The organism is Allonocardiopsis opalescens, from assembly GCF_003002095.1.
GTDB lineage: Bacteria > Actinomycetota > Actinomycetes > Streptosporangiales > Streptosporangiaceae > Allonocardiopsis > Allonocardiopsis opalescens.
This window is the reverse complement of sequence record NZ_PVZC01000004.1, coordinates 688,656-703,645: the sequence shown is the minus strand read 5'-3', so window position 1 is coordinate 703,645 and position 14,990 is coordinate 688,656. Positions and strand designations below refer to the sequence as shown.

The 14,990-nt window shown below is 72.9% G+C and carries 19 protein-coding genes and 1 pseudogene; 8 read left to right on the top strand and 12 right to left on the bottom strand.

The window, feature by feature from the left end:
* From CLV72_RS33945 to CLV72_RS16895, 6 genes are all read right to left on the bottom strand, one after another.
* A partial coding sequence (locus CLV72_RS33945) for a BldC family transcriptional regulator (protein WP_425428073.1) occupies nt 1–392 on the bottom strand: 392 nt, incomplete at its 3' end.
* 366 nt (nt 393–758) lie between these two features.
* A complete protein-coding gene (locus tag CLV72_RS16915; RefSeq protein WP_106246913.1) occupies nt 759–1,019 on the bottom strand; it encodes a hypothetical protein in 261 nt (86 codons plus the stop codon).
* On the bottom strand, nt 1,016–1,282 hold the full coding sequence (locus CLV72_RS16910; protein ID WP_146159465.1) for a hypothetical protein: 267 nt from the start codon (nt 1,280–1,282) through the stop codon (nt 1,016–1,018). The genes CLV72_RS16915 and CLV72_RS16910 overlap by 4 nt, the downstream gene beginning before the upstream one ends.
* 296 nt (nt 1,283–1,578) lie before the next feature.
* Nucleotides 1,579–2,403, bottom strand: coding sequence for a helix-turn-helix domain-containing protein (locus tag CLV72_RS16905; protein WP_146159464.1), 825 nt, complete (start codon nt 2,401–2,403; stop codon nt 1,579–1,581).
* A gap of 12 nt (nt 2,404–2,415) precedes the next feature.
* Nucleotides 2,416–2,970, bottom strand: a complete 555-nt coding sequence (locus tag CLV72_RS16900) for a DUF6879 family protein (RefSeq protein WP_106246906.1) — start codon at nt 2,968–2,970, stop codon at nt 2,416–2,418.
* The gene (locus tag CLV72_RS16895) at nt 2,960–3,178 is read right to left on the bottom strand and encodes a hypothetical protein (RefSeq protein WP_106246903.1); all 219 of its coding nucleotides are present in this window, start codon (nt 3,176–3,178) and stop codon (nt 2,960–2,962) included. The genes CLV72_RS16900 and CLV72_RS16895 overlap by 11 nt, the downstream gene beginning before the upstream one ends.
* Before the next feature lie 161 nt (nt 3,179–3,339).
* Between CLV72_RS16895 and CLV72_RS16890 the strand changes: the two genes are divergently transcribed.
* Nucleotides 3,340–4,095 carry a GntR family transcriptional regulator gene (locus CLV72_RS16890; protein ID WP_106246901.1) on the top strand — a complete coding sequence of 252 codons (756 nt, stop codon included), beginning with the start codon at nt 3,340–3,342 and terminating at the stop codon, nt 4,093–4,095.
* A gap of 179 nt (nt 4,096–4,274) precedes the next feature.
* On the opposite strand, the gene CLV72_RS16885 is transcribed toward CLV72_RS16890, so the two are convergent.
* From CLV72_RS16885 to CLV72_RS16880, 3 genes are all read right to left on the bottom strand, one after another.
* Nucleotides 4,275–5,444 (bottom strand): methyltransferase domain-containing protein, encoded by a 1,170-nt coding sequence (locus CLV72_RS16885; RefSeq protein WP_106246898.1) that lies wholly within the window; start codon nt 5,442–5,444, stop codon nt 4,275–4,277.
* A complete protein-coding gene (locus tag CLV72_RS32260; RefSeq protein ID WP_170141002.1) occupies nt 5,441–5,584 on the bottom strand; it encodes a hypothetical protein in 144 nt (47 codons plus the stop codon). Before CLV72_RS32260 ends, CLV72_RS16885 begins: the two co-directional genes overlap by 4 nt.
* A 164-nt stretch (nt 5,585–5,748) precedes the next feature.
* A complete protein-coding gene (locus CLV72_RS16880; protein ID WP_106246896.1) occupies nt 5,749–6,366 on the bottom strand; it encodes a TetR/AcrR family transcriptional regulator in 618 nt (205 codons plus the stop codon).
* Between the two features lie 120 nt (nt 6,367–6,486).
* Between CLV72_RS16880 and CLV72_RS16875 the strand changes: the two genes are divergently transcribed.
* The 3 genes from CLV72_RS16875 (at nt 6,487) to CLV72_RS16865 (ending at nt 9,613) form a co-directional block, all read left to right on the top strand.
* A complete protein-coding gene (locus CLV72_RS16875; RefSeq protein ID WP_106246893.1) occupies nt 6,487–7,389 on the top strand; it encodes an arylamine N-acetyltransferase family protein in 903 nt (300 codons plus the stop codon).
* Between the two features lie 99 nt (nt 7,390–7,488).
* Nucleotides 7,489–8,661, top strand: a complete 1,173-nt coding sequence (locus CLV72_RS16870; RefSeq protein WP_106246891.1) for an NAD(P)/FAD-dependent oxidoreductase — start codon at nt 7,489–7,491, stop codon at nt 8,659–8,661.
* A gap of 7 nt (nt 8,662–8,668) precedes the next feature.
* On the top strand, nt 8,669–9,613 hold the full coding sequence (locus CLV72_RS16865; protein ID WP_106246889.1) for an RNA polymerase sigma-70 factor: 945 nt from the start codon (nt 8,669–8,671) through the stop codon (nt 9,611–9,613).
* Between the two features lie 16 nt (nt 9,614–9,629).
* Here CLV72_RS16865 and CLV72_RS16860 read toward each other — a convergent pair whose 3' ends face one another.
* Complete coding sequence (locus CLV72_RS16860) at nt 9,630–10,136, bottom strand: DoxX family protein (protein ID WP_106246887.1); 507 nt, start codon at nt 10,134–10,136, stop codon at nt 9,630–9,632.
* A gap of 575 nt (nt 10,137–10,711) precedes the next feature.
* A complete protein-coding gene (locus CLV72_RS16855) occupies nt 10,712–11,374 on the bottom strand; it encodes a hypothetical protein (RefSeq protein WP_106246883.1) in 663 nt (220 codons plus the stop codon).
* 90 nt (nt 11,375–11,464) lie between these two features.
* On the opposite strand from CLV72_RS16855, the gene CLV72_RS16850 reads away from it, so the two are divergent.
* The 3 genes and pseudogenes from CLV72_RS16850 to CLV72_RS33940 all read left to right on the top strand — a co-directional run.
* Nucleotides 11,465–12,214: an SDR family NAD(P)-dependent oxidoreductase gene (locus CLV72_RS16850; protein WP_106246880.1), complete on the top strand. Its 750-nt coding sequence runs from the start codon at nt 11,465–11,467 to the stop codon at nt 12,212–12,214.
* A 116-nt stretch (nt 12,215–12,330) separates the two neighbouring features.
* Entirely contained in the window at nt 12,331–13,458 is a 1,128-nt protein-coding gene (locus CLV72_RS16845; protein WP_106246877.1) for a DUF6081 family protein, read from the top strand.
* 1 nt (nt 13,459) lies between these two features.
* Nucleotides 13,460–13,606: pseudogene (locus tag CLV72_RS33940) on the top strand (lipocalin-like domain-containing protein); the annotation flags it as partial.
* A gap of 222 nt (nt 13,607–13,828) precedes the next feature.
* On the opposite strand, the gene CLV72_RS16835 reads toward CLV72_RS33940, so the two are convergent.
* Complete coding sequence (locus tag CLV72_RS16835; protein WP_106246875.1) at nt 13,829–14,188, bottom strand: GatB/YqeY domain-containing protein; 360 nt, start codon at nt 14,186–14,188, stop codon at nt 13,829–13,831.
* Nucleotides 14,189–14,282: 94 nt separating this feature from the next.
* Between CLV72_RS16835 and CLV72_RS16830 the strand changes: the two genes are divergently transcribed.
* Nucleotides 14,283–14,906: a TetR/AcrR family transcriptional regulator gene (locus CLV72_RS16830; protein WP_106246872.1), complete on the top strand. Its 624-nt coding sequence runs from the start codon at nt 14,283–14,285 to the stop codon at nt 14,904–14,906.
* The last annotated feature ends 84 nt before the right edge of the window (nt 14,907–14,990 follow it).

Sequence of the window (14,990 nt, the reverse complement as noted above, 5' to 3'; positions counted from 1 at the left end):
GATTGGTCGTCCTTGTGTGTGTCGGGGTCGGATCGGTCGGGGTCGGTTTGCTGGTTGAGGAGTGCGCGGACGTCGTGGGCGGTGTAGCGGCGGTGCCCGCCCAGGGTGCGGATGTAGGTCAGGCGCCCCTGACGGGCCCAGCTGGACACCGTCTTGGGATGCACCCGGAACAGATGCGCCACCTCCTGCGCCGTCATCAACTCGGGCAACTCGCCCCGAAGCTCTTCCGGCAAGGCCGGGCGCTCCGGAAGCTTCGCGGGATCGAAGTAGTAATGGCCGCTGACGTGCACGGCGAAGACCTCGCCGGCCTCGGCCATCTCCTTGATGGCCTGCGGCGACCGTCCGGACAGGCGGGCGGCCTCTCCCAGCGGCACCATGGTGGGAACGGGCATACGGGGACTTTCCTGGGTCCAGGGCACGGGTCATGCCGGTGACGGAAGGGTTTGAGGGGCCGCGCGGTCGACCTGGAGAGGAGGCCAGGGGCCGGCCGCGCGGCCGGGGTGCCGACGGATTGCCGTCCGTCGGCGGGCGGAACCGTCCCGCGCTGGTGCGGCGGCGGGTCCGCCGGTCGCACCGCCCGCCGTGCGGGTCGGACGGGGCGAGGTGAAAGGTCCCGGCCGCGGAGGAGGCTCGTCACAGAACCGCCGCCGCGTGGGGACGGATGGCGGTGGTCCCTCTCGACCCCGCGGCCGGGACCGCCATGGACCGCCGCCGGGCGGCTCAGGCGCGAACCCGTCCGGCGGCGGTGGTCCGTGGAATCACCAGCGGCCGACGCACCCGGCCCGGTCCCGGCGGGGCGGCGGTGCGGTCAGCGCGGCCGACAGGTGACCGGCCGTGTCCTCCAGCAGCGTCTCGCCCTGCCCAGACCGCACCCGGCACGCCTGCCAGAACAGGGTGGACCCGTCCGGACGCAGCACCAGGTGCAGGCGCCACCCGCAGGGAGCATGCTCCTGCATCGCGGCCAGCAGTTCGTCGTCGGTGACATCGGCGGCCGTGGCGGCACGGCTGTCGGTGATCACGCCGCCGCCGGTTTCTTTTCGATGCCCCGCTCGACCCGGCGCAGCAGACCTGGCGAATGCGGCCTGCGCACGTCGATGACCGGACGGGGGCCCGGCAGCGCGCCCGGGATCCGGTGGGGCAGCGGCGGCACGGCGGGCAGGCGCATGGTGTCAATGGTGGCGACGACCTGGGTCAGCCGCCTGTCCAGCTGCGTGACGTGGTCGGTAGGTACGAGGCCGGAGGCGGCGAGCCGACGTGCTTCGGCGCTGATCGCCACGGCCAACTCGGGGAGGTTGGCAGCTTCCAGGAGGCGTCCGGGACAGCACTGGACGGTAGCCCACCAGCGGCCGGTGTGCGTCCCGAGCCAGATCGACCAGCCCAAGAGGACGAATGGGGACGTAGGCGCGACTACCAGGGCGGATCGCCGCGATTTGAGTACGAGTGTCGTCATGGGGTCACCGCTCAAGGTCTCGATGGACTCGTGTCCCGATTATGCAACCTCGTATACGAATTTACAAGCAACTCTCTGAATATTTGCATAGTCGCAGATCAGGGCCATGATCATCTCAATGGTTCTGATCAGTTCAGGTGATCGTGTGCCAGTTGGGTAACCAACTGGCGCGCATCCGCGCCCGTCACCGCACTTCGTTCCAGCAGCTCATACAGCCGTCGGTAGTGCGCGATGTCTCCGGGATCCGTGAAGGTCATCGTCGCGGTCTCCAGGCCGACCGATACGAGATCGTCGTCGAATGCTTCCCAGGCATTCAGCGGCACCTCGTGCATGGTGGCATCGGCCGGGATCACGGCGATCTCGACCGTGGCCAGTGTCGACAGCGACGCGATGTGGTGAAGCTGCGTTGCCATCACCTCCGGCGGCGCGATCCGCCACCGCAGCGACTGCTCTGTCAGCATGAAGCGCAACCGTTTGTCCTGGTCGTACAGGATGCGCTGGCGGTCGGCGAGCGCTTGCATCGCACGCACGAGTGCGTCGTTCTCCAGCGACAGGCCGTAGATTCGCCGGGTGAACTCCGCCGTCTGGAGCAGACCGGGGATGGTCATCGGCTGGAAGTACCGCAGTTCCGTGGCTGCGGCTTCGACGCGACGGATCTGCGCCTGCTTGATGTGGGTGCCGCCGCGCCGGATCGTGGCCGCTGATTCGACGGTGCGGTGCAGCCTCTCGACCAGCCCGACCAGGGTGTCCCGGTCTGTAGTCGAGGCGCGGTAGGTGGCGCACAGCGTCTCGACGTCCTCGACGCTCGCCCTGTTCACGCCGCGTTCAAGTCTGCTGATCTTGGGCTGGCTCATCCCGGAGCGGCGGGCCGCCTCCTGGCCGGTGAGGCCGGCGCCGGCGCGGAGCCGTCGCAACTCCGCGCCGATCCGCCGCGTGTCTTCGTCTCGTGTCATCGCCACGACAGCCTAGGCGGGCTTCTGGTGCTCCCGGCGGTACTCCGGATGCGCCGCCCACCACTCCGTGAACGGGACCGCGGAGGCTTCGGCCACGTCGCGGGCGGTGCGATACTGCGGTATGACGGACGTAGGCGCCAACTCGGCGCCGAGGAATCGACCGTCCTCGTATCGCAGGAGCGCAACGGTCTCGTTGTCGAAAAGCCAGAAGTCGCCGACGCCGACGAGCGCGGGCGGTGCAGCCCGGTCGGTGATGTCGAGGATGCCTACCTCCTGGCCGTACCGAGTGGAGATCGCGTACCCGGCCTCGCATTCGAACCGCAGGTACGGCGTCAGCGGTCGCGTGAGGACGTGGACCTTGTGCCACCGCTTACCGCTGCTGATCTCGGCCTGCATCATCTCCAGGTACTCGCGGGTCGCGTCGTCCGGCTCCATCGACTCCCCGGCGAAGTACCGCGCCTTCCGGTCCGCCTCGCCCGGCACGTCGTACACGGGCAGCGTCTCCAGCCGAAATGCGCTGTGCCGCATCCCGTCGAACAGCTTCTCCAACTCGGCCTCAGTCAGCATGGACACTGCCGATCGTGTGCTCGTGCAACCGCTCCAGCAACCGGGCTGGCACCTCGACCGCGGTCTCGCCAGGTGGCAGGTTCAGAGTGGCCAGCTCCTCAGGGTCGGTGACGATGTAGCCCTGAACCACGTAGGTGCCTCGGTCAGTGCGCCACATGGTCGGGCAGGTGGGTTTGGGGTCACAGTCGCCGTACAAGCGCTCCAGCATGAAGGGGCCCTCCGCTCAGGTCTGCCTCGATAAATTCATATCGCGGGTGAATAGTCAATCTGACGAGGGGTGTTGAATATTGACGTTGAAGCAGTGTGGTCGCGGAGGCGCACGGTAGATGTCATAGTCAGGAGGCCGGATGCGGGACATGGGGAGGCGGCGTGGTCGAGCGGGACGCCTACCTCCGCATCGCCGATGAGCTGCGTGCGCAGATCCTTGACGGCACCCTCCAGCCCGGAGCCCGGCTGCCGTCCAACGCTCAACTCCAGCGGGAATACGGCGTCTCGGAGATCACGGCCCGAAAGTCGATCTCGACGCTCGTCGGCGAAGGGCTGGTGCGCACCCGGCGCGGCGGCGGGACGACGGTCCGGACGCTGCCGACGGTGCGCCGGATCGCGGGCGACCGGTACCGCGTGGACGCGGCGGCAACACCTGAGCGGCCGGAAACGTCGTTCACCCGCGACCACGGGATCGGCTGGTCGGACTATCGGCTCGACCGGGAGTTCGCGGAGGTCACGCGTCCGCAGGTCGCCGAACTGTTCGGTGTGCCGCCGGACGAGGTCCTGCTGGAGCGGCGGTTCACCTTCTACGCCGGAGACGCGGCCTCGCAGCTGTCGCGCTCCTGGCTGCTGCTGTCCATGGTGGCCGACACTCCGGTGGCCGATCCGGCGAACGAGCCCTGGCCGGGCGGCAACCTCGCCCAGTTCCGGTCACTAGGCATCACCGTGACGCGGGTGGAGGAGTCGATCTCGTCGCGGATGCCCTACCCGGCGGAGACCGAGTTCCTCGACATCCCACCGGGAGTACCGGTCTTCGTCGTGACACGCCGGATGCTGGCCGGGGAACGGGTGGTCGAGGTCGCGGAGATCACCATTCCGGCCGACCGCGCGGTACTGGACTACTCCATCGACCTGTGACCCTGCGTGTCCGTCGCCTCCGGTATCCGGACGACGCGGCCGGGCTGGTCGAACCACACCGCCAGCCCTCCACGCGAGACGGTCAGCCCGGACCGTTCCCAGCCGGGCTCGGCCCACCGGACGGCGTTGAGCGCTCAGGACTGTTTACCTGTGCCGTCGCAGCCGGCGACTCGGCTCGGTCACGAACCCACCGGCCGGGCCGGGGAGTCGAGCCAGACGGTCTGGCCATGCGGGGTCACGGTGAGGCCGAACCGGTCGACTCCCGGCCGCCCGGCGCCGGTCCACCACCGGTAGGCGGCCGCCACCTCGGCCCACATGTCGCGGGGGCCGTGGTGATGGGTCTCGTAGTCGGCGGCGCCGGGCTCGTACTCGGCCCACGCCCAGGACCCGGCCCGGTCGTAGACGTAGACCGTCGCCTCGCCGGAGCCGTCCTTGGCCTCGTACAGGGCGTAGTTCAGCCGGGGCACCAGCACCCCCAGGGCGAGTTCCAGTCCGCGATCGTCGCGGGCGACGACCCGGGGGCTCACGGCGATACGGCCTTCGGCGGTGGGCGCGTCGTCGGCCACGTGGTCCCACATGCGCCCCGCCGGAGCGCGGTGGTCGCGCAGCCACATGAACGGGGCCGCGCCGACGATACGCCCGTGGGCCCGGCCGTCCTCCTCGACGATCAGGCGCAGCAGGTGCGGTGATCCGAAACCCGGCCCCCACGGGGTGAGCACGACGCCGCCGGGCACCGTCTGCTCCACCCACGGGTAGGGCACCGCCCTCGCGGCGGCCGTGGCGATCACCCGGTCGAAGCGGCCCCGTCCGACCGGCCGCGCGCCGTCCCCGGTGACCACCTGGGGCCGGTGCCCCGCGTCGGCCAGCACCGCGCGGGCGCGCTCCGCCAGTGCCTCGTCCACCTCCACCGTGACCACCTTGCCGTCACCCAGACGCGCACTCAGCAGGGCGGCGTTGTAGCCGGTCCCGGTGCCGACCTCCAGCACCCGATGGCCGACGCGCACGTCGGACTCGGTGAGCATCCATGCGACCAGCGACGGCTGCGAGGCCGAGCTGGTGGCGATGAGGCCGCGACCGCCGGGCCCGGCGGGGCGGCCGTCGTCCACCTGCGTCACCACGGCCACGTCGGCGTAGGCCGCCTCGTCCCACCAGTACGGATCGTCGGAGCCCACCGGCACGTACCCGTCGCCGTCATCGTCCCCGGCGGGCGCCCAGATGACATCGGGGAGGAAGCGGTGCCGCTGCACGGCGGTGAACGGCGCCTCCCACTCCGGCGCCAGTCGGCCGGTGCCGCGCAGCAGGTCCAGGAACGCGCGGACCCGCCGTTCCGGCGCGGGGGCGGCCGTCACTTCTTGTCGCCGCTCTTACCGTCGCCGGTCTTCTCTCCCCCGCCCCCGTGCCCGGGGCCGCGGCTCCCGTCCTGCCGACTGGGGCTGCCCTTGCCGCTGTCTTCGGGAACGTCCTGGTTGGCGTGCTTGCCCTTGCCCATGCCACTCCCCTTCTCCAGGTGACGGGGACACCGTAGGCACACCGGGTGACCGGCACGCCACCGCTACGAGCTGATCGGTACGTGCAGTTACGTGAATCTCACCGCCAGGTCACCATGGGCGGCCCGTTGGCCGGTACGGCGGCCGTGACTCCCGCAGCAGCCGATCAGCGCGCGTCTGGCGCCACCAGTGCCGCCCGGTACAGCGCCCACAGCCGCTCTGCATAGTCGGCCGGGGACCAGCCGCACCGCACCAGCAGAGCCTCGACCACGTCGAAGGACATCAGCGCCCACAGCAGGTCGGCGGCGGTGTCGGGGGTCCAGTGCGCGGCCAGGCGTCCCTCTTCGGCCAGGCGGCGGGTGAGGCGCAGGCACTGCTCGCGCCAGTCGTCGGTGACCAGGCGCCATACGAAGGAGGCGTCGGGGTCGGTGTGGCGGACGCGGTCGTTGGCCTGGCCGACGGCGAGGACGCGGGGGTGGAAGCGGGCCAGGTGCTCGGCCCAGCGGCGCAGGGCGGTGACGGCGTCGGGGGCCGACCACACCGCGCGGGTGGACTCCGCCAGGCCCTCGGCGTCGGTGACGTGGGCGAACAGGGCGGTGACGAGTTCGGCGCGCGAGGAGAAGTGCAGGTAGACGGCGCGGCGGGTGACTCCGGCGCGTTCGGCGGCGGCGGCCATGGTCAGGGCGTGGTAGCCCTCGGCCTCCACGATCGCGCGGGCCGCGTCCAGCAGCGCGGTCCGGGTGCGGCGGCCGCGGGCGTTGGCCGGGGTCCGGTCGGCCGCCATCCCACCCCCTTGCACGAAACTACACGTCGTGTGTAATTTCTGATCTGCACAGTATGTGTAGTTTAGGTGGCCCGGCCCCGCCTCGCCCGCCGAACCCGCCAACGCACAGGAGCGAGCTCCATGCCCGAAACCCGAAGATCCCCGGCCGCCGCCCCCATCGCCGCGGCCCGCCCCGCCGACTGGGGCGGCGCGGGCGTCGACCTGGACGCCTACCTGGCCCGCCTCGGCCACACCGGCGGCACCGCCCCCACGCTGGACACCCTGCACGCCCTGCACCGCGCGCACGCCGCCGCGATCCCGTTCGAGAACATCGACCCGGCGCTGGGCCACCCCGTCTCCCTGGACATCGGCGACATCCAGGACAAGCTGGTGCGGCGGCCGCGCGGCGGCTACTGCTACGAGCACAACCTGCTGCTGGCCGCCGTGCTGGAGCGGCTGGGCTACGCCGTCACCGGCTACGTCGCCCGGGTGCGCATGGGCTCCGACCAGGTGCGGCCCACCAGCCACGCCCTGCTCGGCGTCGACCTTGACGGGCGGACCTGGCTGGCCGACGTGGGCTTCGGCGGCGAAGGACTGCTCGAACCGCTGCCGCGGCGCGACGGCGCCGAGGTGCGCCAGGGCGGCTGGTCCTTCCGGCTGGACCGCATGGCCGCCGCGGACGGCACCGCCATGTGGGTGCTGCGCTCCCTGCACCCCGACGGCTGGTTCGACCTGCACAGCTTCACCCTGGACCCCCAGCACCCCGCCGACTACGCGGTGCGCAACCACTACACCGCCACCCACCCGCGCTCCCCCTTCACCGGCCAGCTGCTGTGCCAGCGCACCGGCCCCGAGGCGCGCACCACCCTGCGCGACCTCACCCTGGCCACCACCACGCCCGACGGCGCCACCACCGAGCGCACGCTCACCCCGGCCGAACTGCCCGGCGTGCTGCGCGACACCTTCGGCATCGAACCGGACGGCCCCGACCTGGCGGCGATCACCCGGCTGGCCGCACGCGACGCCGTCGCCACGGCCCGGTAGCCGCACGCGGCCGCGATGTCACAGCCGGGCCGACCGCCTCGTCTTCCATGGGGACGGCGGCGAAGGGCGCCGCCGACGTCACGAACGGGGTGACCGGCGATGCGGTCGAACGCAGTGGTGATCGGTGGAGGGTACGCGGGCGTCATGGCGGCGAACCGGCTCAGGCGGCGCCCGGACGTGACCGTGACCCTGGTCAACGCCCGTCCGGAGTTCGTCGAGCGCATCCGGCTGCACCAGCTCGTGGGCGGCTCCGACGACGCGGTCGCCGACTACGCCGACCTGCTGGCCGAGGGCGTGCGCCTGGTGGTGGGCACGGCCGTGCGGATCGACGCCGCCGCCCGAACCGTGGTCCTGTCCGCCGAGGGCGCCATCGGCTACGACTACCTGGTCTACGCGGTGGGCAGCTCCGGCGCCGCCCCCGCGGTCCCCGGAGCGGCGGAGTTCGCCCACCCGCTCGGCTCCCTGGAGGACGCCCGGCGGCTGCGCTCGGCGCTGGCCGACACCCCCGTCCCGGCCCCGGTCACCGTGGTCGGCGGCGGCCCGACCGGCATCGAGACCGCCGCCGAACTCGCCGAAGCCGGACGCAACGTCACCCTGGTGTGCGGCGGGATCCTCGGCCCCTACCTGCACCCCAACGGCCGCCGCGCGGTCGCCAAGCGGCTGGCCGAACTGGGCGTCCGCGTACTCCAGGGCGACCAGGCCAAAGTGGTCGCCGTGGCGGCCGACGCCGTCGAACTCGCCGACGGCCGCCGCACCCCCAGCGGCCTGACCGTCTGGACGGCCGGGTTCGCGGTTCCCGCGCTGGCCCGCGACAGCGGACTCGCCACCGACGCCTCGGGGCGGCTGCTGACCGACGAGACGCTCACCAGCGTCACCGACGACCGCATCGTCGCCGCCGGCGACGCCGCCTCCCCCTCGGGGCGGCCGCTGCGGATGAGCTGCCAGTCCGCGGTGCCGCTGGGCGCCCAGGCCGCCGACACCGTGCTCAGCCGGATCGCCGGTGATGAGCCCGCGCCGGTCGACACCGGGTTCATCGGCCAGTGCCTGAGCCTGGGGCGCCAGGGCGGCACCTTCCAGTTCGCCCACAGCGACGACACCCCGCTGGCCTTCCACGTCAGCGGCAGGCTGGGGGCGGCGCTGAAGGAGTTCACCTGCAAGTCCTCCGTCCGCCACCTGCGCACCGAGGCCCGCAAGCCCGGGGAGTACTCCTGGCGCAAGGACGGCGGCCGCACCGCCCGGGTCCTCGGCGACGCCTCCGCGGCCCGGGCCTGACCCCGCCATGACGCGCACCCACGAGTTCGAGAGCGCGCGGCCGCTGCTGTTCTCCATCGCCTACCGGATCCTGGGCAGCGTCGCCGACGCCGAGGACGCCGTCCAGGAGACCTGGCTGCGCTACGCGGCCGCCGAGACCGAACCCGACTCCGCGCCGGCCTTCCTGTCGACGGTGGTGACCCGGGTCGCGATCGACGTGCTGCGCTCGGCCCGGGTGCGGCGGGAGTCCTACGTCGGCGAGTGGTTCCCCGAACCGCTGCTGGAGGACCCCTACGAGGACCCCGAGCGCTCGGCCGAACTCGCCGACTCGGTGTCGATGACGGCGCTGCTGCTGCTCGAACGGCTCAGCCCGCTGGAGCGGGCGGTGTTCGTGCTGCGCGACGTGTTCGCCTTCGACTTCGCCGAGGTCGCCGCCGCCGTGGGGCGCTCGGAGGCGGCCTGCCGCCAGCTGGCGGTGCGCGCCCGCCGCCACATGGGCGAGGGCCGCCCCCGCTTCGAGGCCGACCGGCGGGAGCGGCAGGAACTCGCCGAGCGCTTCTTCGACGCGATCCGCGAGGGCGACGTCGCCGCGCTGCGGGAGCTGCTGGCGGCCGACGTGCAGGCGGTCGGCGACGGCGGCGGCAAGACCCCCGTCTACGGGCGCGGCGTCGCCGGAGCCGACAATGTCGCCCGGCTGTTCGGCTCCATGGTCCCAGCGCTCTTCGCGATCGGCGGCAGCTTCGAGACCCGCCAGGTCAACGGGCAGCCCGGCGCCGTCTTCCGCGACCGCGACGGCAAGGTCGTCAACGCCCTGTCCCTCGACATCCACGGCGGGCGGATCCAGATGATCCGCAGCGTGGTCAACCCCGACAAGCTCCGGCACGTGGGCCCGGTCGCCGACGTGCGCCGGGTGGGGCGCGACACCCGCCGGGCGCGCCGCGCCGCACCGGCCGACACCGCCGAGGACGGCTGACCGGCGGCCGCCCGGCTCAGGCGTCGGCCGGCTCCGCCAGCGGTTCCCGGCCGCCGCCCGCCGGGCGCGCCCACCGGTCCACCACCATCCGGTCGACGCTGAAGCGACCCGGGCCCGTCAGCAGAAGGGCGGTGCAGGCCGCTGCCAGGGTGAGCGGGTACTCGTAGCCGATCACGCCGCCGCCGGAGTCGTTGAAGAAGCCGCCGCCCGCCGGGATGTGCACGTAGAGCACCGCGCCGAGCATCATCACCACGAAGGCCGGCGCCAGCAGCCGGGTCAGCGCCCCCAGCAGGAACAGGACACCGCCCAGGAACTGGCCGAAGACGGTGAAGGGCGCCGACAGCTCCGGCAGCGGGATCCCGGCGTCGCGCTGCCACTCGGCCAGCGCCGCCACCCCGAAGCCGGGCGTGAAGAAGTCGCTCGCGCCGTGCGCGACGAACACCGCGCCGATCATGGCGCGCAGCACCAGCAGGCCGGCGTCGGCCAGGTGGCGCGGCTGCTCGGTGAGGATGCGAAGGCCCATGGTGGGTGTCTCCTCCGAGAGGTCGAACGGGACCCGCCGCTCCGCGCACCGCCGCGTCCGAAGCCGGACCGCGCCGGTCGCACCCGCCCCACGAGCCGAGTGATCGGCCAAAAAGTATCACCGAGCGATCGCAAGTGCACACAGAGTCATCAATGATGCTGTTCGGTGGATCGACCGACAGGTCGCGGCCGCCCCGCTGACCGGGCCGCGCGCCCGCCGCGGCACCCCTCCTCCAGTGGGAATCGAGCCGGCCTCCAACGGTGTCGGCGATCGTCGCCGCGACGGCCTTCCCGCCGCGCCACCCAGCCAGGAGGTACCCCGATGCCCCACCGACCGCTGTCGACGGCCGCCGCGGACGTCGCCGCCATCTCCACCCACATGGCGATCCAGTTCGAGCCGGCCGCCCGCGCCTACACGGCCCGGCTGCTCAAGATCTGACCCCGCAGAGCCGCGACGACCGTGAGGAGGGCCGCCATGAGCCGGACCGAGCCCGAGGCGGGCACCGATGGGGCCCGGCTGTCCCGCCAGAGCGGCGGAGGCGTGGTGCCCGGCCGGTCGGCCGCGCCGCGACCGGCCTAGTCCGCCAGGCCGAACAGCGTGCCGACCCGCCGCGCCAGTCCGTCCTCGGTGTCGGCGGAATCGACCCTGAGCCCGGGCAGGCCCAGCCGCCGGGTCTGCTCGGCGAGCCGGTCGGTGAACAGCGCGTCGCGCTGGAGCAGCTTGCGCAGCGCGAGCCGCGGGTCACTGGTCTCGGCCAGGAAGCCCCAGGCCGACCCGCCGCGCGCTTCGAAGACCGCCGCGCGGAACCGGGGGGTCGGCAGCAGCCACACGGCGCGGTGCGCGTCGGCCAGCAGGGGCCGCACCAGTTCGGGCAGCAGCCGGAAGCCCTCGGCGAGCACCGGCCGGTCCGCGGGCAGGGCCAGCAGGTCCTCGACGATCAGGTCGAAGCCCTCGCCGTGGAACCAGTGGAAGCCGTCGAGCATCTGGCGCGGGCTGCGGGCCAGCCACCGCTCGTCCATGTCCATCGCGGCGAACGCGCGCAGCCGGGGCGCCTGCTCGGCGGGCACCCGGCGGGCGTGGCCGGGCATGGCGGCGTCGGTGTCGTACCGGCGCATCCCGTGCCGCTCGGCGAGGCGCCGGGCGATGGTGGACTTCCCCGCCCCGCTGCCGCCGCCGATCCAGTAGACGTGGCGCAGGCGCTCCCGCCGGTCGTCGGGTGGGAGGGGTGCGGGGTGCATTCGTCGGCTCCTCTCGCGTGCGCGCCCGGCGGGTGGTGCGGCCGGGCCGATCATGCCAGCCCGCCCGCGCCCCGGTCAGCCCCGGCCGTCGTGCTCGACCGTGCGCGAGCGGTTGCGCAACTCACCGCCCTCGCCCAGCAGGGCATCGCGGTGTACCTGTGCTCGCGGCGCGCCGACGCCGTGGCCGCCACCGTCGAGGAGCTGCGGGCCAAGGGCCTGGAGGCCGACGGACAGCGCTGCGACGTGACCTCTCCCGAGCAGGTCCGCGCCTTCGTGCGGGCGGGCGTGGCGCGCTACGGCCCGATCGACATCCTGGTCAACAACGCCGGGCGGCCCGGCGGCGGCACGACCGCCCGCCTGGCCGACGAACTCTGGTACGACGTGATCGACACCAACCTCAACAGCGTGTTCCTGGTGACCAAGGCCGTGCTCGACGAGGGGCGGATGCTCGACCGCGGCACCGGGCGCATCGTCAACATCGCCTCCACCGGCGGCAAGCAGGGCGTCATCCATGCCGCGGCCTACTCGGCGTCCAAGCACGGGGTGGTCGGCTTCAGCAAGGCGCTGGGCCTGGAACTGGCCGCGACCGGCATCACCGTCAACGCGGTCTGCCCCGGCTTCGTGGAGACGCCGATGGCCGAGCGGGTGCGCGAGCACTACGCCGGGATCTGGGACGTGAGCGAGGACGAGGCGCACGCCCGCATCACCGCGCGGGTGCCGATCGGCCGCTACGTGGAGCCGCACGAGGTCGCCGCGATGGTCTGCTACCTCATCGGCGACGGCGCCGCGGCCGTCACGGCGCAGGCGCTCAACGTCTGCGGCGGCCTGGGCAACTACTAGCCGCCTACGGCGTCGGCGGCAGCGTTGTCGCAGGTCGGCGGGTGGGCATGGTGGAGGTGTCGACACCGTCCCGCCGCGACGCCCGCACCGGGCCCGCGCTGAGAAAGGCACTCCGGATGAAGCACGCGAACACGTCCACCGCTCCGACCGCCGCGGCCGGCCGCCACGGCTACCGCATCGTGTGGGACGACTTCCGCGACGGTTTCGTCACCGAGGGGAAGGGCGCCCGCTGGCACTACTCGCTGGCCGAGGGGCCCTACACCACCGACGACGGCATCGCCACGACCTCCCGCCGGGGCCTGCGGGTCATCGCGAGCGGCACCCACCCCGACACCGGGGAGCCCGCGTTCGTGCGCACCCTCGCCCAGGAGGACGACAACGGCTTCGGCATCTCCGGCACGGTGGACCACGTCAAATGGCTGGCCGACATGGCCCACACCGCCTCCAGCGGCCTGCCCGGCTTCGACGCCGTGCCCGGCTACGAGCTGTCCTTCGAGACGTGGCTGTCGGGGCGCGTCTACGGCTGCGACAAGCACCCCTTCGGCGAGGCGGTGCACGACCCCGTCGACGAGCTGCGGCTGGCCTCGGTCGGTATGAACGCCGGCGACCCGGTGAGCAACACGATCTTCGACTTCTTCCTGTCCGACAAGCGGGTCTACGTCGTCTACGAGCGGCTGCCCTTCGCCCGCAAGCCCGCGCTGGCCCCCGCAGCCTGGCGCAAGCGCTTCGCCCGCGGCCCCAAACAGGGCAAATACGCGGCCTTCGTCTACCAGATCCCGGTGGCGCGGCGCACGCCCGAGCAGTGGCACCACACCCGGATCTCCTACGACCGGGCGGCCGGGAAGGTGCGCTGGTACCTCGACGGCGAGCTCGTCTACGAGGTCACCCGGCTGGGCCACCTGCTGCCCTCGCGCGAGCACCTGGTGGTCGACCACGGCGGGGTGCCCACCACGGTGGAGCCGGTGGAGCTGAACTTCGGCCTGGGCATGTTCACCTGCCTGGACTACGCCCACCCCCAGCAGCAGGCGCTGGTGCGGGTGGCCAGCGCCGAGGACTACTTCTTCTCCACCGAGCTGGGCGAACCCACCCCGCAGCACTTCCTGGACGACCAGAGCCTGGAGCCCAACCGGCTGTGGGGGCAGGGCGCCGAGCTGCGGGTGCGGCGCTGCGTGGTGTCCAGCCGCCCCACCGGCGTGCCCCACCCCCGCGCGGAGTCCGAGGACCCGCCCGGCCCGGAGGAGTGACATGGCGGCGGACGACCTGGTCGGCGTGTGGCGGCTGCTCGCCTACCACGAACTGGACGAGGACGGGAGCACCGGCGAGGGGCCGCTGGGCGCCGAGCCCGAGGGCATCCTCATCTACGGCGAGCACGGCTACATGGCCGTGAGCATGATGCGCGCCGGCACCGGGGCGTCCGCCGCACCCCCGCGACACCTTCAGCGGCGCAGAGGAGGTCACCCCCGGCTGCCCGGCCCAGGCGCACATGCTGCGCGAACTCGACGCCCAGGCGGGCCGGCGCTCGGGTCCGCCCGCCGGAGGCTGCCTCGTGGTCCTACTGGCGCTGCTCAGCCTGGTGGTTCCCCTGGTGTGGTGAGCGGGCCGGACCGGCGGGCCTCAGGCGCCGGGCGCCAGGTGCCGGTTCAGCACCTCCGCCTCGGTGCGCAGGCGCTCGGCCGCGTCCGTGCGGCCGAGGCGTTCGTACTCCGCCGCGGCGGCGGTGCGGTCCCGGGCCTCCTTCTCGACGATGGAGCGCACCTCTTCCTCGGTGAGCCGGCGCCGCGCCACGTCAGCCGCTCCCACGCCGAGCGCCGCGCCGGCGACGTGCTCACTGCTCGCGGCGGCGTCCAGCGGGTGATCAGCGGGGACGGCCTCGGCGTTGTCGATGGCGGCCAGGGCGGAGCGGAGGGCGGTGACGGCGACGCGGTCGCGGGCCTTGAGGGCCGCCTTCAGGCCGTCACGCAGGCTGGTGCGCATGGGAGGGCTCTCCGTTTCGGTTCGGGGCGGACGAATGGTGCCGCGGGCGCGGCGCGGCGGGTCGACGGTAGCAGTACGGCTGTATGATCTCGGAATGCCGCGGCTTGCCGATCACGACCAGCGGCGCGCGCAGATCGCCCGCGCCTTCCAGCGGCTGCTCGCCGCCGACGGGTTCACCGGGGTGTCCTTCATGCGGGTGGCGGCCGAGGCCGGGGTCTCGGTCGGGCTGATCCAGCACTACTTTCCCGGCAAGGACGCGCTGCTGCGCTTCGCCTACCACGACGCCGTGCAGCGGATGAGCGAACGGGTGCGGGCGCGGGTCCGCGACGGCGAGGCCACCCGGCTGCCGATCGCCGAGGTGCTGCTGGGCAGCCTGCTCGAACTGCTGCCCCTCGACGCCGAGCGCGAGCTCGAGTTCCGCGTCCGGCAGGGCCTGCAGGCGCAGGCGCTGAACCACCCCGGTCTGGCGGAGGTCGCCCGGCGGGCGGGCGGCGAGCTGCTGGGCTACGTCACCACGGCGGTCGAGAACGGCATGGCGCGCGGCGAGGTCGAGCCCGGCACGGATCCCATGCTCGCCGCCCGCCTGATCCTGGCGACGGTGCAGGGCCTGGGCGACCAGGTCGTGCTCTCAGGCGCGGACGCCTTCCCGGCCCGCGAGGTGCTGAGCCGGGCCGTCGCCGTCGTCTTCAGCAAGCACCCTGCTCCCGACCGGCACTGATCCCCCTCCCTTCCAGCGGCGCGCGGACGACTCCGGCGCCGGCAATAGGCTCGTACTGCTACCGTGGCAATATGATCATATTGC